Genomic DNA, 16,687 nt, shown 5'->3' with positions numbered 1-16,687 from the left:
GGCGCCTCAGCCGCGCCCGGCAAGCGCGTCGAGCGTGGGCCGAAGCCCGTCGATGCGGTATCCCGCCTGCGCCGCGGCGGAAAGGATCTCTTCGGGAGACTGTCGCCTCGCCTGCCCGAGGGCCCAGACCACCGTGCAGCGTGTGCCGGACGCGCAGTAGGCCAGCACCTTTCCGGGCGCCGTGTCCACGAGCGCGGCCTGCCGGGCCACGTTCTCGGGCGACATCGTCTCATGGGTGAGCGGCAAGACCTCGAATTCGAGGCCCGCGGCCCGCACCGCCTCGCCGATCGCCTCCGCCTGGTGGCTCGGCGGCACCTCGGCGTCGGGCCGGTTGCAGATCACCCGGGTGAAGCCCGCCTCGGCGAGCGCCTCGGCGTCCTCGGCCGCGATCTGGGGCGAGACGTGATAGCGCGCGTCGATCTGGCGAATGTCCATGCTCGTTCTCCTCATTCCGCCGCCACGGGGCGCTCCAGCGCGCCCCGCAGGACCGGCCACACCATCATGCCCGCGATCATCGCCGCGAAAAAGACCCAGTGGCCGACGCCACCATAGCTCAGCGATGCCACGGCCGGTCCGGGGCAGAGGCCGGCAAGCCCCCAGCCCATGCCGAACATGACGGAGCCCGCGGCGAGGCGCCGGTCGAGACGCACGGGGGGCGGGGGCGGGAACGTCCCGCCCAGGACCGGTGTCCGGCGGCGTCCGGCCAGCCGCCAGGCGATCGCCATGGGAATGATCGCGCCGCCCATCACGAAGGCGAGCGTCGGATCCCAGTCGCCGAAGATGTCGAGCCAACCCTGCACCTTGGCTGTGTCGGTCATGCCCGAAACAAAAAGCCCGGCCCCGAAGAGCCCGCCTGCGAGAAAGGCGAAGACGTGTCGCATCAGATGATCCCCCAGACATGGCGGAAAAGCAGCACCGTGACGCCGCCGGCAAGGATGTAGCCCACGGTCGAGGCGATCCCGCGCAGGCTGAACCGGGAGATCCCGCAGACGCCGTGGCCCGAGGTGCAGCCGTTGGCGATGCGGGTGCCGAGGCCCACCAGCAGGCCGGCGGCGATCAGCACCGCCCAGTTCGACGTCACGTTCGTCTCGACCGCGCCGTAGAGCGGGTAGAGCAGCACCGGCAGCAGCACCACGCCCGCGAGGAAGGCAAGGCGCTCCCACGCGTCGCTGCGTCCCGAGCCATCCACGAGCCCCCCGAGGATGCCGCTTGCGCCCATGATCCGGCCGTTGGCCAGAAGATAGACGGCACCCCCCGAGCCGATCAGCAGCCCGCCGATCAGGCCCCAAATCCAGTCCTGTTCCATCGTCGCGTTTCCCTTATGTCCCTGTCAGGCAATCGCAGCCCCGGCGCGGGATCGCGCGTCCCGCGCCGGGGCCAAATCATGCGCCGGTCAGATCTTGTTGACCGGCACCTTGAGGAAGACGTCGCCCTGATCGTCCGCCGGCGGCATCTGCCCGGCGCGCATGTTCACCTGGAGCGACGGGATGATGAGCTTGGGCATGTTCAGCGTCGCGTCACGCTCGTCGCGCATGCGCACGAAGTCGTCCTTCGACTTGCCGCCGCCCACGTGGACGTTCTTCGCCTTCTGCTCGCCCACGGTCGTCTCCCAGGCGTAATCCTCGCGGCCCGGCGCCTTGTAGTCGTGGCCGACGAAGATGCGCGTCTCGTCGGGAAGGGCGAGGATCTTCTGCACCGAGTCGTACATCGTCTCGGACGAGCCGCCCGGGAAGTCGCAGCGCGCGGTACCGAAATCGGGCATGAAGAGCGTGTCGCCCACGAAGGCCGCGTCGCCGATGACGTAGGTCAGGCAGGCCGGCGTATGGCCCGGCGTGTGCAGCACGTCGCCGCGCAGCTGGCCGATGTGGAAGCTGTCGCCCTCCTTGAAAAGCCGGTCGAACTGGCTGCCGTCCCGCTGGAACTCGGTGCCCTCGTTGAAAATCTTGCCGAAGGTGTCCTGCACGATACGGATGTTCTCGCCGATCCCGATCCGGCCGCCCAGCTTCTCCTGCAGGTAGGGTGCGGCGGAGAGGTGGTCGGCGTGGACGTGCGTCTCGAGGATCCAGACGGGATCGAGGTCCTCGGCCCTGACATGCTCGATGATCGCGTCGGCCGAGCGCGTGTCGGTGCGCCCGGAAGCGTAATCGAAGTCCAGCACGCTGTCGATGATCGCGGCGGCCTTGCCGTGGGGCTCGCGCACGACGTAGGAAATCGTGTTGGTCGCTTCGTCGAAGAAGGCTTTGACTTCTGGTTTCATGGGGCGTCTCCCTTCGTTGCGCTGCAACATATACAATTTCGGGAATGTGTATCAAGGGCCACGCGGCTCGGCAATCGTCTTGACCTGCGTCAAGGCAAGCGGGCACCTTGACCGACATGCTGCCCGAAGTTCATCCGAGGAGAGAGACTGAATGGCCACCCTTGAAGACCACCGCGCGACCTTGCTGGCGCGCCTCGGCGAACTGGATGCGAGGCTGCATTCCATCGAGGCCGAGCTCGACGAGCCGCATTCCCGCGACTGGGAGGAAGACGCGGTCGAACGCGAGGGGGACGAGGTGCTCGAGGCGCTGGGCGAGGCCGGACAGGAAGAGGTCCGCCGCATTCGTGCCGCGCTTCAGCGCATCCGCGAGGGAGAATACGGCCACTGCGTCAAGTGCGGGAAAGAGATCAACCCCGCACGCCTCGATGTGCTGCCGGCCACGCCGTTCTGTGCGGATTGCGCGGCATCTTTGAACACATGACCCGAGGGGGAAGCGCCATGGCGGACGAAACGTCTGAGACGACCGGGCTCGAAGCCGAGATCGCGGATATCGAGAAGCGCCTGCCCGAGGCCGACGAGACGCTGCGCGAGGACTTGCTCCTGCGTCTGGAGGACTTGGTCGCGCGGCTCAAGGCGCGCGAATTCCGCGCGGCGGACGAGGAGGAGCCCGACGACCTGATCGAGGACAGGTTCGACAACCTGCCGGTCTGAGCGCGCGCCGTCAGGCGAGCGCCACGCCCACGATCACGGCCATGAGCCCGATCACCGAGAGGCCGAGCGAGGCGAGGTTGCGCGGCAGCGCCTTTTGCAGGACCGCGCGCATCTCGTCGTCGTCGAGCTTCGCGCGCTTGGCGCCGGCCACCGTCGCGATGCTCCAGACGAGGCCCGCCAATCCCAGGAGCGCGAGGGCCGCACCGCTCCAGATCAAGATGTCCATGCGCCTTCTCCTCGCCGCGCCATGCCGGGCGAGCTAGTGGATCGGGGCGCCCCCGGCAACCCCTTGCGAGGGGGCCGGCAGGGCGCTAGCAAGTAGCTTCCCCACAAAGCACGGAGGCAGGGTGCCATGCAGGATTTCGCCGAGCGGGACGGCGCGGGCGGCACGGCTGACGCCTATGGCGTCGCCGCGAACGAGTTGCGCCAGTTCATCGAGCGGTTCGAGCGGCTCGAGACCGAGAAGAAGGAAATCGCCGATCAGCAGAAGGAGGTCATGGCCGAGGCGAAGGCGCGCGGCTACGACACCAAGGTGATGCGCAAGGTGATCGCGCTGCGCAAGCGCGAGCCCGACGACATCGCCGAGGAGGAGGCGGTGCTGGAGATGTACAAATCCGCGCTGGGCATGGCCTGAACGGCACCCGCGCGCTGACCGGGGCGGAGGTTTTCGACGGCACGCGGACGCGTCGCGGGCACGCCGTCCTTCTTGAGGACGGGGACATCGCCGCCGTGCTGCCCGAAAGCGATCTGCCCCGGCAGGTCGCGGTGGAGCGTCTGGCGGGCGGCCTGCTGGCCCCGGGTTTCGTCGATCTGCAGGTGAACGGCGGCGGCGGCGCCATGCTGGGCGAGGCGCTCTCGGCCGACGGGGTCGCCGGCATCGCCCGCGCCCATGCGCGGCTCGGCGCGACGACCATCCTGCCCACGCTCGTCAGCGACACGCCCGAGGCGACGCGGGCCGCCATCTCGGCCGTGGTGGGCGCGGGGTGGCCGGGCGTCGCGGGGCTTCATCTCGAGGGGCCGCATCTCGCCCGGCCGGGCGCGCACGCCCCGGCGCGGCTGCGCCCGATGACGCAGGACGATCTCGATCTCTATCTGGACGCGGCGCGGCGGCTTTCCCTGCTGATGCTGACGGTGGCGCCCGAGGCGGTCACGCCCGCCCAGGTCGCCGCGCTCGCCCGGGCCGGGGTGCTGGTCTCGCTGGGGCATACGGATGCGCCGGCCGAGGCGTGCGCCGCGCTCTTCGCGGCGGGCGCGCGCGCCGTCACGCATCTCTTCAACGCGATGTCGCAGCTCACGGCGCGGGCGCCGGGTCTCGTCGGGGCGGCGCTCGAGGCGGGTACGGTCGATGCGGGGCTGATCGCGGACGGGGTCCACGTCGATCCCTCGGCGATCCGCGTGGCGTTGCGCGCCAAGGCCGGGCCCGGACGGCTTTTCCTTGTGACCGACGCGATGGCCGTGGCGGGAACGGACGCGGCGCGCTTTCATCTTGGCGGACGAGAGATCCGTCGCGCGGGCGGGCGTCTGACGCTGGAGGACGGCACGCTTGCGGGCGCCGATCTCGACATGGCTGGCGCGCTTTCGGTGATGACCGGGCCGGTGGGCCTCGACCGCGACAGCGCGCTCGCCATGGCTACCTCCATCCCGGCGCGGGTCGCCGGGCTGCGCGCGGGGCGCCTTGCGCCCGGGCTCAGGGCGGACATGGTGCTTCTGGACGAGGCTCTCTCGCTCGCCCGCGTCTGGCAGGGAGGGGCCGAGATCAGGGCCGGATGAAGCGGACCTGGGGCATCGCCGCGATGCGCGCGACGTCCGCGTCGTAGGCGGCGCTGAGCCGCTCCAGCTTCGCCGCGTCCCATCCCGGCAGGTCGATCTCTTCCTCCACCTTGCCGGGGTCCGCGTAGCGGTCGAGGAAGGCGGCCATCACCCGCCGGCGCTGCGCCGGCTTCATCGGGGGGGCCTCCTTGAGGTATCCCCTGAGCCGCGCGGCGCCCAGGTCGGTCAGGATCGCCGAGGCCACGTCGAAATCCCCGGCCAGGTCGGTCTCGGAGGGCAGCCCGGCCACAGCGCGCAGAACGTCGGCCCAGACGAAGGCCGTGTCCTCGTTGCACCAGAGAAGCATCTGCAGTCCCGGCAGCGCGTCGCGGATGCGGATGACGAGGTCCGACCAGCGCAGCGTTTCCGGATCGGCGCCGTCGAGCATCTCGTCGAAATCGGTATGCTTGGAGCTTTCGAAGAGCGCGGGCAGGAAGCTTGCCGGGTCGCGCAGCCCCATGGCCATCACGAGTTCGTCCTCGTGCAGCAGTTCGGCGAGGTAGGCCAGCCGTTCCTCCGCCAGCGGGTAGAGCGTCCCGCCCGCGAGCGCCAGCCGCGGGGCCGCGAAGAAGCTGTCGTTCGAGAGCACCAGCCGGCGCACAGCGTCCGGGTCCTCGTCGAGGATCGCGTCGAGGATCACCTCGCGGGCGTCTTCGGCGGGCGCGGTCTTGCGCATCGAGGTCAGTGTGTCGCGCAGAAGCTTCCGGTAGCGCCCCGGTCCGGGCACCGCCACACCGGCCCCGCGCAGCGTGTCGGCGTTGCGCAGAAGGCTTTTGAGCAGCCGGTCTTCGTCGGTGCAGTGTGCGCCGGTGTGGATGATGACCTTCATGCCGCTCCTCCGTCAGCGCCGCAGCTATACCCGCGCCCGCAGTTGCGTCAAACCGGGCGTCCTTTGCTGGACAGACGACGCGCGATCGTCTAACGCAGCCCTCGGGCCGGTATAGCTCAGCTGGTAGAGCACCTGACTTGTAATCAGGGGGTCCCGGGTTCGATCCCTGGTGCCGGCACCATCCCGCAAGTCAGCCGAAGCGGCCCCGGTTCTTCTGCCCGGGAACGACCGTCACGTCATCGTCCGGTCTGCGCGTCGCAGGGCTGCGGCGTTCGGTGCCTCAGGCATCGGCGGGGACGTGAACGAGATGGCCGGACTTCACCCAGACGCGCGCGCCATCGGCGCCGGCCTTGGCCTTGGTCGCCGTTCCGGGCGGCAGGCGCAGCCAGTCCCACCGGCGCAGCGTGTCGCCGGCCTCGGCGAAGTCGCCCTCGAGCACGAAGACCTCCATCCCGCCCGGGGCGTCGATCGATACCTCGGCGCCCGGCGCCCAGCGTTCGATCGCCACATCCTCGCGGCTGTCCGAAAAGAGCGGCAGGCGCGGGGCGTCCCGCGCCGCGGTGTCCACGTGAACCTCAGTGCGGTCGGCCGGGTCGAACTGGTGCAGCTTCACGAGGATGGTCGCGCCGTCGGGCGCCGAGGGCGTATGGCGGGAGGTCGGCGGGTTGCGGACGTAGCTGCCCACCGGAAAGGCGCCGTGCTCGTCGCAGAACGTGCCGTCGAGCACGAGATACTCCTCGCCGCCGTCATGGGTATGCGCCGAGAAGGCGCTGCCCGGCGCGTAGCGCACGATGCTGGTGGCGCGCGCGACCTCGGCGCCGATGCGATCCAGCATCTTGCGCTCCACGCCCGGCATCGGCGAGGGCACCCAGTCGCTGGCGTCGAAGCTGACCACGACGCGCCTGGAGAAATCGGCGTTGATCCTCATCGAAACGGTCCTTTCGGGCTGGCGCGGCCCCACGGGGCTGCACGCGGGTGCTTGCTGTCGTGCCAGACATAGGGCGAACCGGCCCGGCGCAACACCCGCTTCGCGCCCGAAGGCCGCCCGCGGCGCGCGGGCCCCCGCCGGGGGGCTGCCCCCGGGTCGCCCGAAGCTGCCTGTTGCCCGTCCCGCCCGTTGCGTTATCCTCGCGCCACCATCCGCCCCGGCGCAACGGGGCGGCCATGACCGACAGGGAGACAGACATGAAACGCACGACAGCCCTTCTGGCGACCACCCTTCTCGTGACGACCGCCGCGGGCGCGTCCGCCGAGACGCTGCGCTGGGCGCGGGCGGGCGACTCGCTCACGCTCGACCCGCCCGCCCAGAACGAGGGACCGACCCATACCCTCGCCCACCAGATCTACGAGCCGCTCATCATCCGGGACATGGACGGCCAGTTCCAGGCGGCGCTCGCCACCGACTGGGCGCCGTCCGCGGACGACCCGAACGTCTGGGTGTTCAACCTGCGCCAGGGCGTGAAATATCACGACGGCTCGGAGTTCACCGCCGAGGACGTGGTGTTCTCGATCAACCGGGCGAAGTCGGAAAAGTCCAACATGAAGGAGTTGCTCTCCTCCGTGGTCGAGGTGCGCGCGGTCGACGATCACACCGTCGAATTCGTGACCGACGGTCCGAACCCGATCCTGCCGGCGAACCTCACCAACCTCTTCATGATGGACAAGGGCTGGGCCGAGGCCAACGGCGCGGTCGAGGTGCAGGACGTCGAGAGCGGCGAGACGACCTTCGCCGCCACCAACGCGATGGGCACCGGTGCCTACACGCTCGTCAGCCGCGAGCCCGACGTGCGGACGGTCCTGACCCAGAACGAGAACTACTGGGGCAAGGACATGTTCCCGCTCGAGGTGACCGAGATCGTCTACACCCCGATCCAGAACGCCGCCACCCGCGTCGCCGCGCTCCTGTCGGGCGAGGTGGACTTCATCCAGGACGTGCCGGTGCAGGACCTGGGCCGCGTGGGCGAGACCGAGGGCCTTGTCGTCAAGACCGCCCCGCAGAACCGCACGATCTTCTTCGGGCTGAACCTCGGGGCGGACGACATCGCCAATGACGACGTGGTCGGCGCGAACCCGCTGGCGGACGTGAACGTGCGCAAGGCGATGAATCTGGCGATCAATCGCGAGGCGATCCAGCAGGTCGTGATGCGCGGCCAGTCCGCACCCGCAGGCATGATCGCGCCGCCCTTCGTCAACGGCTGGACTGCCGAGATGGACCAGATCTCGACCGATGTCGACGCCGCGAAGGCGCTGATGGAGGAAGCGGGCTATGCCGACGGCTTCTCGATCCAGCTCGACTGCCCTAACGACCGCTACGTCAACGACGAGGCGATCTGCCAGGCGGTCGTGGGGATGATGGCCCAGATCGGCATCACGGTGAACCTCGACGCCAAGCCCAAGGCGCAGCACTTCCCGCTGATCACCAACGGCGAGACCGATTTCTACATGCTGGGCTGGGGCGTGCCGACCTACGATTCGGAATACATCTTCAACTTCCTCGTCCACACCCGCGGATCCGAGCGCGGCAGCTGGAACAACACCGGCTTCTCGACCTCCGAGATCGACGAGATGATCGAGATGCTCGCCTCCGAAACCGATCTCGAGGCGCGCAACGAGATGATCGCCACGATCTGGGAAGTCGTGCAGGAAGAGACGCTCTACCTGCCGGTCCACCACCAGGTGCTCAACTGGGGCATGACGGACCGCGTGGGTATCGAGGTGAGCCCCGAGGACGATCCCAAGATGAAGTTCTTCGAAATGAACTGAGCCGATCCGGCAAGGAACGGCGAAAGGGCGGTCTGAGGGCCGCCCTTTCCTTTTCGAACCGCCTTCCCGGCCATCTTGTGGTCGTGCGTTCGACCGCCGGGGCATAGAGCGGGCGGCCGGCAGAACGCCGCGACGGGGCGTGCACGCGGCCACGCGGCGGCAGTCGTCACGTCAGCCATGCGCCCGCGTTCTTGACGCCCCAGCCGTTTGCGGACAGTTTGCCGGGATGCTCGCCTATGTCATCCGCCGCGTGTTCCAGTCCCTGCTGGTCCTGCTTGTCGTGGGGCTTGTCGCCTTCTCCATGTTCCGCTTCGTCGGCGACCCGGTGGACAACATGCTCGGCCAGGAGCGCACCCAGGCGGATGTCGAACGGCTGCGCATGGAGCTTGGGCTCGACCAGCCTTTCCCCGTGCAGTACTGGCGTTTCCTCGAACAGGCGGCGCAGGGCAATTTCGGAATATCCTACCGCCAGGGCCGCGAGGTGTCGGAGATCCTGGTCGAACGGCTTCCGGCCACGCTGGAACTTGCCTTCATGTCGGGCCTTTTCGCGCTGGTGGCGGGGATCGGCCTCGGCGTCTTCACGGCGATCCGAAGGCGGGGCATCGCGGCCAACACGATCATGACCCTCTCGCTCGTCGGGGTGTCGCTGCCGACCTTCCTGATCGGGATCCTGCTGATCTATCTCTTCTCGGTCGAACTCGGCTGGCTGCCGTCCTTCGGGCGGGGCGAGGTCACGCGGGTCGGCAGCTGGTGGACGACCGGGTTCCTGACCGAAAGCGGGCTCAAGGCGCTTATCCTGCCGGCGATCACGCTCGGGCTTTACCAGATGACGCTCATCATGCGGCTGGTGCGCACGGAAATGCTCGAGGTGCTGCGGCAGGACTACATCCGCTTCGCCCGTGCCCGCGGCCTGCGCGAGCGGGCGATCAACTTCCGCCATGCGCTCAAGAACACGATGGTGCCCGTCATCACGATCACCGGGCTTCAGCTCGGCTCCATCATCGCCTTCGCGATCATCACCGAGACGGTGTTCCAGTGGCCGGGGGTGGGGCTTCTCTTCATCAACGCGATCCAGTTCGTCGACATCCCCGTGATGGCCGCCTACCTGATGATGATCTCGGTCATGTTCGTCGGCATCAACCTGATCGTCGACCTGCTCTATTTCGCGATCGACCCGCGCCTGCGCGTCGATCGCACCGGAGGAAAGCCGGCATGACAGACGCACCGCTCAGCCCCGTCCGCGAGGCCCGCGCCATGCGCCGCCTCAAGCGCGCCTGGGACAGCGATTTCGCCTACTCCTTCCGCCGCTCCCCGGTCGCGATGGCCAGCTTCGCCGTGGTTCTTGTCCTGATCCTCGGCGCGATCCTGGCACCCCTGATCGCGCCGCACGATCCGTTCGACCCGGCGACGCTCAACCTGATGAACGGCTTCACCCCGCCCGGCACGGCGAACCAGTTCACCGGCGACTACTTCATCCTCGGCACCGACGATCAGGGCCGCGACGTCTTCTCCACCATCCTCTTCGGCATGCGGATCTCTCTCTTCGTGGGGTTCTGCGCCGTGCTGCTGGCCATGGTGCTGGGCGTGACGCTGGGACTGATCGCGGCCTATGTGGGCGGCTGGACCGAGACGATCATCATGCGCGTGGCGGACGTGCAGCTCACCTTCCCCGCGATCCTCGTCGCCATGCTGATCTTCGGGATCGCCAAGGGCATCACGCCGCCCGAATACCGCAACGAAATGGCCATCTGGGTGCTGATCCTGGCCATCGGGCTCAGCGACTGGGTGCAGTTCGCCCGCGTCGTGCGCGGCGCGACCATGGTGGAGAAGAACAAGGAGTACGTGCAGGCCGCGCGGCTCATCGGCCGCACGGGCCCCGCGATCATGCTGCGCCACATCCTGCCCAACGTGCTGAATCCGGTGCTGGTGATCGCCACGATCAGCCTCGCGCTCGCGATCATCGCCGAGGCCACGCTTTCCTTCCTGGGCGTCGGCGCACCGCCGACACAGCCGTCGCTCGGCACGCTGATCCGGATCGGACAGGAATTCATGTTCTCGGGCGAGTGGTGGATCCTCTTCTTCCCGGCGCTTGCCCTGCTCGCGCTCGCGCTGTCGATCAACCTCCTGGGCGACTGGCTGCGCGACGCGCTCAACCCGAGGCTCAGATGACGGACACGACCCCGACCCCGGGGCGGGACGGCGCGAACGCCCCGCCCGTGCTTTCCGTCCGCGACCTGGTCGTAGAGATCCCCACCCGCGCGGGCACGCTGCGCCCGACCGACGGGGTCAGCTACGACATCCGCGCGGGCGAGATCCTCGGCGTGGTGGGCGAATCCGGCGCCGGCAAGTCGATGACCGGCAACGCGGTCATCGGCCTCCTCGATCCCCCGGCGCGCATCACGGGGGGCGAGATCCTGCTCAACGGCGAGCGGATCGACAACCTGCCCCGCGACCGGCTGCGCAAGCTGCGGGGCAACAAGATCGGCATGATCTTCCAGGATCCGCTGACCTCGCTCAACCCGCTGCTGACCATCGGCGATCAGCTGGCCGAGACGATCCTCGAGCATCTGCCGGTAAGCCAGGCGGAGGCGCGCCGGCGCGCGGTGGCGGCGCTGGAAGAGGTGGGCATCCCCGCCGCCGCGGCCCGGATCGGCAGCTACCCGCACGAGTTCTCGGGCGGCATGCGCCAGCGCGTGGTGATCGCGCTTGCCCTCTGCGCCGAGCCCGACCTCGTGATCGCCGACGAGCCCACCACGGCGCTCGACGTGTCGGTGCAGGCGCAGATCATCGCGCTGCTGAAGCGGCTCTGCCGCGAGAAGGGCGTGGCCGTGATGCTCGTCACCCACGACATGGGCGTGATCGCCGAGGCGGCAGACCGCGTGGCGGTCATGTATGCCGGCCGGCTCGTGGAACTCGGCCCGGTGCGCGAGGTGCTGACGCGCGCGCGCCACCCCTATACCGCGGGCCTCATGGCCTCGACGCCGCTCGCCTCTCTCGGGCGGCAGCGGCTGCGCCAGATCCCCGGCGCGATGCCGCGGCTCAACGCCCTGCCGGCGGGCTGCCCGTTCAACCCGCGCTGCGATCGGGCCGAGGACAAGTGCCGGCAGGATCCGCCGCCCACGCTGGCCGCCTGCGAGGGGCGCGCGGCCTGCTGGTTCCCGCTGACCCCGGACGCGGAGGAAAGCGCCGCATGAGTTCGCTGATTTCGGTGCGTCGTCTGACGCGCGTCTTCGACGTGTCCAAGCCTTGGCTCAACCGCGTGCTCGAGCGGCGGCCCCGGGCCTTTCTCACCGCCGTCTCCGACGTCTCCTTCGAGGTCGAGGCAAAGTCGGTCTACGCGCTGGTGGGCGAGTCGGGCTCCGGCAAGTCCACCATCGGCAAGAGCGTGGTGGGCCTGGTGCCGCCTGCCGAGGGCGCGGTCGAGATCGAGGGCGTGGACCTCTCGCGCGCGGCGGATGCGGCCGAGGTCGATCGCATCCGCTCCGACGTGCAGATGATCTTTCAGGATCCCTTCGCCTCGCTCAACCCGCGTTGGCGGGTGCGCGACATCATCGCCGAGCCGGTGAAGGCACGGGGCGGCGAGACGGCGGGGCTGGCGGAGCGGCTTCTGGAACAGGTGGGGCTGTCGGCGCAGGACGTCTCCAAGTTCCCGCACGAGTTCTCGGGCGGGCAGCGCCAGCGCATCTGCATCGCCCGCGCGCTGGCGTCCAACCCGCGGGTGATCGTCTGCGACGAGCCGACCTCGGCGCTCGACGTCTCCGTGCAGGCGCAGGTGCTGAACCTGATGAGCGATCTGCGGGAGGAGCTGGGGCTCACCTATCTCTTCATCAGCCACGACCTCCCCGTTGTGCAGCACATGGCCGACGTGATCGGCGTGCTTTACCTCGGACGGCTCGTGGAAGAGGCGCCGCGCGACCGGCTCTTCGAGGAGCCGAAGCACCCCTACACGCAGATGCTCTTCGATGCCGCGCCGCGCATGGACGATTTCGGGCGCGAGGTCGCGCCTCCGAAGGGCGAGATCCCCGACGCGATCAACCCGCCGCCGGGCTGTGCCTTCCATCCGCGATGCCCGATCGCGGTGGAGCGTTGTGCGAAGGAACGGCCCGAAATGCGGCAGATCGGCCGGACGCGCGTCGCCTGCCACCTGGCGGAGTAGCGGCAGACCGGGGGGCGGCGCGTCAGTCCGCCGGGGTCGGCTCCAGGTAGGTTGCGCGTGCCTTGGCGAGTTCGCGGGCCCACCACGCCTCCTCGTCCTCGCCGGATTTCGGACCCCGGCCGAGGCGCGCGGCCTCGTCGAAGAACCCGCGCCCGGGCTTCTGGCCGCGCATCCGGCTCACGACGAGCGCGGCCAGGAAGGGCCGGCCGGCGGCGGCATCCTCCGCCATGGTGGCTTCGAGCGCGCGGGTGACACGGCGCACGGCGCCGGGCATGTACATGCCGAGCGCGCGGGCGAGCGCGCCGTATGTCATCGGCAGGTCGCCCGGCGGTGCGCCCGCGACCTGACTGCGAATCTTCTGGCGCAGGGCCGCGTCGTCGTCGCTTGCGCCGCGCGGCGGCGGGACCTCGCGCGCGGAGCCGTCAGGCGCGATCTCGGCCGACCAGGCGCGCGTCTTGTGGCGCACCGTGACACGGGTCATGCCCCGGTCGGGGCCCGTGCCTTCCTCGACGCGCGCGGTGGCCTCGCCCGCGCGGAGCGCCTGCCGCAGGTCCTCGGCCGTGAGGCCGAGCTTCGGGCCGAGATATTCCGGCGCTACCATGAACTGCCCGTTCTCGTGGCTGATCGCGCCCTCGGGCACGGGCCGGTTGAGGAGCGGCGTCGCGCCGGAGGGTGCGGCGGGGGCGTCGGAATAATAGGGATTGGTGCCCGCCGAGTGGTCGGTCACGTCCACGATCTCGCGCACCTCCGGCACGGCGGTGCGGATCATCTGCTCGACACCGTGGCGCAGCGTCGCGGCGGAGGCGGCGCAGCCCTGGCAGCCGCCCGACATCCGCAGGCTCACGGTCCCGTCCTTCACGTCGGTGACGGCCACATGCCCGCCATGGGCGGCGATGGCCGGGTTGGCCTGCGCGTCGAGAACATGCTGCACGGCGCGCAGCACCTCTGCGTCGGACCGTGCCGCGCCGGGGGCTTTCGCGCCGGCGCCGAGGGGGGCGTCGGTCGTCGCCAGCACCTCCCGGATGGCGGCAGCGACCGAGGGCTTCAGCGCCTCCCAATCGGCCGTAGGCGCCTTCGTCACGGTGACTGCCGGCCCCGAGACATGAAGCGTCCGCACGCCGTCGAGGCCGAGAATGGCGCGGGGCAGGGGGGCATCGCCCGCGTCCTCCCCGTCCGCCGAACAGCTCGCGCCCTCCTGCACCGCGCGCTCCAGCACGAAGCGCATGGTGTCCGGGTCGCTCGCGGCGCGTTCGGCGCGGATACGCAGCCTCTCAGACATCTTCCACCTCCGCAGGCTGCATGGCGCGCAGGGTCGAGAAGGGGTAGATCCCGCTCTGGTGGCCGTCGCTGAAGGCGATGCCGATGGCGTAGTTGCCCAGCGACCAGATGCGGCGCGGTTCGATGTCGAGCGGCACGCTCGCCGGATCGAGAAGCGCCCGGCCGCTCATCTCGTCGACGCATTGCGCGCAGCGGCAGGCCAGACGCAGGTCGCGCACGTCGTGGCGGCTGCGATGGCCGTCGGCCCAGACGATCCCCAGCGTCCGCGCATCCAGGCTTTCCACCGCGACGGGCCGTTCGGGCGTGCCGCCGGGCCGCGCGGCCTCGGGCGCGCCGCGCGGCTTGCCCTCGCCGCTCTGCCAGTCCCAGTCGAAGGGAAGGGCAAGACCGCCGCCGCCCTCGACCTCTCCGGCCACCTCGTGGGCGATCCGGCGGTAGGCTTCGGCGGCGGGCGTGTCCGGGTAGGCCACCACGAGCGGCTTGCCCGCGTCGCCGCAATCGACCACGGCCGGGTCGAGCGGCACGGCGCCGAGGAAGGGCACGCCCAGATCCGCGGCGATCCGCTCGCCGCCGCCGCGGTGGAAGATGTGGGTGACCGAGCCGCAGTCGGGACAGGTGAACCCGCTCATGTTCTCGACGATGCCGAGGATCGGCACCTTCACCTGCTCCATCATGCGCAGGCCGCGCCGCGCGATCTTCAGGCTCACGTCCTGCGGCGTCGTCACGATGACCGCGCCCGAGAGCGGGAAGGCCTGCGCCAGCGTAAGCTGCACGTCGCCCGTGCCGGGCGGCAGGTCGAGCAGCAGCACGTCGAGCTCTCCCCACGCAACCTCTGTGACGAACATGCGCAGATACTTGGCCACCATCGGGCCGCGCAGGATCGCGGGCTTGTCGTCGCCGGTGAGCATCCCCATCGAGATCACCTTCACCCCGTGCGCGTCGGCCGGGATGACCTTTCGCGCCGCGTCGAGCAGGGGCGGCTCATGTGTGGGCACGCCGAGCATCCCCGGGATCGAGGGGCCGTAAAGATCGGCGTCCACCACACCCACGCGCAACCCGCGCCCGGCCAGCGCCAGCGCGAGATTGGTGGTCACGGTGGACTTGCCGACGCCCCCCTTGCCGCTCGCCACGGCGATGATGCGGCCAAGGTGGGACAGGCCGTTCGAGGGCTCGGGGGCCTCTCGTCGGCCGAGATCGGGGGGTGTGGAGGTCACGTCGTCTCCTCTGGATCCGTGGTGTGGGTGGTATCGGCGGCGAAATTCGCGCAGAGCTGTCCGATTTCGGCGGGCGTGAGTTCGGCCGCGACGCAGGCGCAGTATCCGCCGCCGTCGCGCCCGGCGAAATGCCGGCAGTCGCCGCAGGTGCCGAAGGCGCTCGCGCCGCGCATCGTCGCGAGGTCCGTCGCGACGGCCGGAAGCGCCGCGGACAGCGCCGCCCGCTGCCGGTCCGGCAGGCGCTCGATCGCGTGGGCCAGATGACGCAGCGGATCGGCGCGAAGCATCGTGCGGCCATGGTTCGTCAACTCGAACCTCACGGAGCGGCGATCCTCGTCCGAGCGGCTGCGGGTGAGCAGCCCTTTCTGTTCGAGCGATTTCACGGTTTGCGACGCGGTCCCCCGCGTCGTGGCGTGAAAGCTGGCGAAGGCGGATGGTGTGCGCGAGGCGCGGTTGGCGCGGGCGAAAAACCGAAGGCCGGTCCACTGCGCGGGCGTCAGCCGCGCGGCGGCATCCTCGCCGCGCGCCGCGCGTCCGAGATGGACCAGCATCTCGGCGATCTCGTCAGGCGTGTGGCTTGGGTCGGCGCTGCGCGATGTCATGGACCGAAAGTAGCGTTCCGATACCATATTGACAAGCCGCCGCGCAGGAACATAGTTTCGTTTCGAAACGATTGCGCCCTTGAAGGCGTCCCTGCTGCTCGGATCCCGATGAACAAGCCATTCACCCCGTCCCGCTCCCGAAGCAAGCTCGACCGTCCGGCGGAATTCCTCGACGCCGAGACGGAGTTGGCGCTCGCGCGGGCCTGGCGCGACGAGGGCGACACCGACGCGCGCAACCGCCTGGTGACGGCCCATCGCGCGCTGGCGGTTTCGGTGGCGCGGCGCGCCGGCGGGGCAGGACGCGCGCCCGACGAGGATATCGTCCAGCAAGCCAATATCGGCCTTCTCAAGGCCGCGGAGCGGTTCGACCCGGACCGTGGTTTCCGGTTTTCGACCTACGCGGCCTGGTGGATCCGCGCCGAGATCCAGGATTACCGCCTGCGCAGCTGGTCTCTGGTGCGTCTGGGCAATTCGCCCGCTCTACGGCGCCTCTTCTTCAACCTGCGCCGGGTCGAGGCGCGGCTCGCCTTCTCCGGGGAGGTGCGCCCCGAGGAGCTGGACGCCGCGATCGCCCGCGAGCTCGAGGTCGACGAGACGACCGTCGCGGCGATGCGCCAGCGGCTGGCGGCGCGGGACGGCTCGCTCAACCGGCCTGCGGCAGGCGAGGACGGCAGCGACATCCAGGATCTGATCGAGGATCCGTCGGGCGATTCGGAGGCGCTGGTGGGCGCGCGCCTCGATCGGCGCGCCTTCTGGCGGCAGATGGCGGGACACATGTCGGCGCTGCCCGACCGCGAGCGCGAGATCGTCATCGCGAGCTACGTGCAGGACCCGCCCCAGACCCTGGCGGACCTCGGCGAGACCTACGGCATCTCCCGGGAGCGCGTGCGCCAATTGCGCGAGCGCGGGCTGGAGCGGTTGCGCGAGGCCTTCGCGCGGGCGGCCGCGGCGGCCTAGCACTCCTGAGGAGCAGACCCGCGACCAAGAGCGTCGAAGTTTTCCACAGGAATGTGTCGGTTTCACGAAAAAAGGGCTTGCGGAGGTGTGTTGTGATCCGTAAATACGCCT

20 protein-coding genes and 1 tRNA gene are annotated in these 16,687 nt (G+C 69.7%); 11 read left to right on the top strand and 10 right to left on the bottom strand.

All coding sequences use genetic code 11. The annotated features are described in order from the left end of the window. Positions 1–6: 6 nt before the first annotated feature. From AB6A65_RS14725 to AB6A65_RS14710, 4 genes are all read right to left on the bottom strand, one after another. Positions 7–435 (bottom strand): TIGR01244 family sulfur transferase, encoded by a 429-nt coding sequence (locus tag AB6A65_RS14725; protein ID WP_371039151.1) that lies wholly within the window; start codon positions 433–435, stop codon positions 7–9. 11 nt (positions 436–446) lie between these two features. Next, complete coding sequence (locus tag AB6A65_RS14720) at positions 447–881, bottom strand: DUF6691 family protein (RefSeq protein ID WP_371039150.1); 435 nt, start codon at positions 879–881, stop codon at positions 447–449. Continuing rightward, on the bottom strand, positions 881–1,306 hold the full coding sequence (locus tag AB6A65_RS14715; protein ID WP_371039149.1) for a YeeE/YedE family protein: 426 nt from the start codon (positions 1,304–1,306) through the stop codon (positions 881–883). Before AB6A65_RS14715 ends, AB6A65_RS14720 begins: the two co-directional genes overlap by 1 nt. 87 nt (positions 1,307–1,393) lie before the next feature. Beyond that, positions 1,394–2,257 (bottom strand): MBL fold metallo-hydrolase, encoded by an 864-nt coding sequence (locus AB6A65_RS14710; protein ID WP_371039148.1) that lies wholly within the window; start codon positions 2,255–2,257, stop codon positions 1,394–1,396. 151 nt (positions 2,258–2,408) lie between these two features. Here AB6A65_RS14710 and AB6A65_RS14705 point away from each other — a divergent pair, with 151 nt between their 5' ends. Together AB6A65_RS14705 and AB6A65_RS14700 are read left to right on the top strand one after the other, a co-directional pair. After that, positions 2,409–2,738, top strand: coding sequence for a TraR/DksA family transcriptional regulator (locus AB6A65_RS14705; RefSeq protein WP_371039147.1), 330 nt, complete (start codon positions 2,409–2,411; stop codon positions 2,736–2,738). 17 nt (positions 2,739–2,755) lie between these two features. Continuing rightward, positions 2,756–2,968 (top strand): hypothetical protein, encoded by a 213-nt coding sequence (locus tag AB6A65_RS14700; protein WP_371039146.1) that lies wholly within the window; start codon positions 2,756–2,758, stop codon positions 2,966–2,968. 10 nt (positions 2,969–2,978) lie between these two features. Here the strand turns inward: AB6A65_RS14700 and AB6A65_RS14695 are convergent, their stop codons facing one another. Then, positions 2,979–3,194 carry a hypothetical protein gene (locus AB6A65_RS14695; RefSeq protein ID WP_371039145.1) on the bottom strand — a complete coding sequence of 72 codons (216 nt, stop codon included), beginning with the start codon at positions 3,192–3,194 and terminating at the stop codon, positions 2,979–2,981. A gap of 126 nt (positions 3,195–3,320) precedes the next feature. Between AB6A65_RS14695 and AB6A65_RS14690 the strand changes: the two genes are divergently transcribed. Further along, on the top strand, positions 3,321–3,602 hold the full coding sequence (locus AB6A65_RS14690) for a DUF2312 domain-containing protein (RefSeq protein WP_371039144.1): 282 nt from the start codon (positions 3,321–3,323) through the stop codon (positions 3,600–3,602). Next, positions 3,581–4,738 carry an N-acetylglucosamine-6-phosphate deacetylase gene (gene nagA, locus AB6A65_RS14685; protein WP_371039221.1) on the top strand — a complete coding sequence of 386 codons (1,158 nt, stop codon included), beginning with the start codon at positions 3,581–3,583 and terminating at the stop codon, positions 4,736–4,738. Before AB6A65_RS14690 ends, nagA begins: the two co-directional genes overlap by 22 nt. Here the strand turns inward: nagA and AB6A65_RS14680 are convergent. Then, positions 4,725–5,606 carry a hypothetical protein gene (locus tag AB6A65_RS14680; RefSeq protein WP_371039143.1) on the bottom strand — a complete coding sequence of 294 codons (882 nt, stop codon included), beginning with the start codon at positions 5,604–5,606 and terminating at the stop codon, positions 4,725–4,727. The genes nagA and AB6A65_RS14680 overlap by 14 nt on opposite strands. 105 nt (positions 5,607–5,711) lie before the next feature. Between AB6A65_RS14680 and AB6A65_RS14675 the strand changes: the two genes are divergently transcribed. After that, positions 5,712–5,787 (top strand) — tRNA-Thr (locus AB6A65_RS14675). 99 nt (positions 5,788–5,886) lie between these two features. Here AB6A65_RS14675 and AB6A65_RS14670 read toward each other — a convergent pair. Next, positions 5,887–6,534, bottom strand: a complete 648-nt coding sequence (locus AB6A65_RS14670; protein WP_371039142.1) for a cupin domain-containing protein — start codon at positions 6,532–6,534, stop codon at positions 5,887–5,889. Positions 6,535–6,791: 257 nt separating this feature from the next. Between AB6A65_RS14670 and AB6A65_RS14665 the strand changes: the two genes are divergently transcribed. From AB6A65_RS14665 to AB6A65_RS14645, 5 genes are all read left to right on the top strand, one after another. Beyond that, complete coding sequence (locus tag AB6A65_RS14665; RefSeq protein ID WP_371039141.1) at positions 6,792–8,369, top strand: ABC transporter substrate-binding protein; 1,578 nt, start codon at positions 6,792–6,794, stop codon at positions 8,367–8,369. Positions 8,370–8,595: 226 nt separating this feature from the next. Beyond that, positions 8,596–9,585, top strand: coding sequence for an ABC transporter permease (locus AB6A65_RS14660; protein ID WP_371039140.1), 990 nt, complete (start codon positions 8,596–8,598; stop codon positions 9,583–9,585). Continuing rightward, the gene (locus AB6A65_RS14655; protein ID WP_371039139.1) at positions 9,582–10,538 is read left to right on the top strand and encodes an ABC transporter permease; all 957 of its coding nucleotides are present in this window, start codon (positions 9,582–9,584) and stop codon (positions 10,536–10,538) included. The genes AB6A65_RS14660 and AB6A65_RS14655 overlap by 4 nt, the downstream gene beginning before the upstream one ends. Further along, positions 10,535–11,563 carry an ABC transporter ATP-binding protein gene (locus AB6A65_RS14650; RefSeq protein ID WP_371039138.1) on the top strand — a complete coding sequence of 343 codons (1,029 nt, stop codon included), beginning with the start codon at positions 10,535–10,537 and terminating at the stop codon, positions 11,561–11,563. The genes AB6A65_RS14655 and AB6A65_RS14650 overlap by 4 nt, the downstream gene beginning before the upstream one ends. After that, positions 11,560–12,525: an ABC transporter ATP-binding protein gene (locus AB6A65_RS14645; protein ID WP_371039137.1), complete on the top strand. Its 966-nt coding sequence runs from the start codon at positions 11,560–11,562 to the stop codon at positions 12,523–12,525. Before AB6A65_RS14650 ends, AB6A65_RS14645 begins: the two co-directional genes overlap by 4 nt. Before the next feature lie 22 nt (positions 12,526–12,547). Here AB6A65_RS14645 and AB6A65_RS14640 read toward each other — a convergent pair whose 3' ends face one another. The 3 genes from AB6A65_RS14640 to AB6A65_RS14630 are packed head-to-tail and all read right to left on the bottom strand — an operon-like array spanning position 12,548 to position 15,619. Next, positions 12,548–13,804 (bottom strand): DUF6522 family protein, encoded by a 1,257-nt coding sequence (locus AB6A65_RS14640; protein ID WP_371039136.1) that lies wholly within the window; start codon positions 13,802–13,804, stop codon positions 12,548–12,550. Further along, on the bottom strand, positions 13,797–15,017 hold the full coding sequence (locus AB6A65_RS14635) for a P-loop NTPase (protein WP_371039135.1): 1,221 nt from the start codon (positions 15,015–15,017) through the stop codon (positions 13,797–13,799). Before AB6A65_RS14635 ends, AB6A65_RS14640 begins: the two co-directional genes overlap by 8 nt. After that, the gene (locus tag AB6A65_RS14630) at positions 15,014–15,619 is read right to left on the bottom strand and encodes a MarR family winged helix-turn-helix transcriptional regulator (protein ID WP_371039134.1); all 606 of its coding nucleotides are present in this window, start codon (positions 15,617–15,619) and stop codon (positions 15,014–15,016) included. The genes AB6A65_RS14635 and AB6A65_RS14630 overlap by 4 nt, the downstream gene beginning before the upstream one ends. A 108-nt stretch (positions 15,620–15,727) precedes the next feature. Here AB6A65_RS14630 and AB6A65_RS14625 point away from each other — a divergent pair, with 108 nt between their 5' ends. Next, complete coding sequence (locus tag AB6A65_RS14625; RefSeq protein ID WP_371039133.1) at positions 15,728–16,576, top strand: sigma-70 family RNA polymerase sigma factor; 849 nt, start codon at positions 15,728–15,730, stop codon at positions 16,574–16,576. Positions 16,577–16,687 lie beyond the last annotated feature (111 nt).

This window comes from Rhodosalinus sp. FB01, from assembly GCF_041365715.1.
Classification (GTDB): domain Bacteria; phylum Pseudomonadota; class Alphaproteobacteria; order Rhodobacterales; family Rhodobacteraceae; genus Rhodosalinus.
The sequence above is the reverse complement of the archived record's forward strand: the minus strand, read 5'-3'. Positions and strand labels throughout refer to the sequence as shown.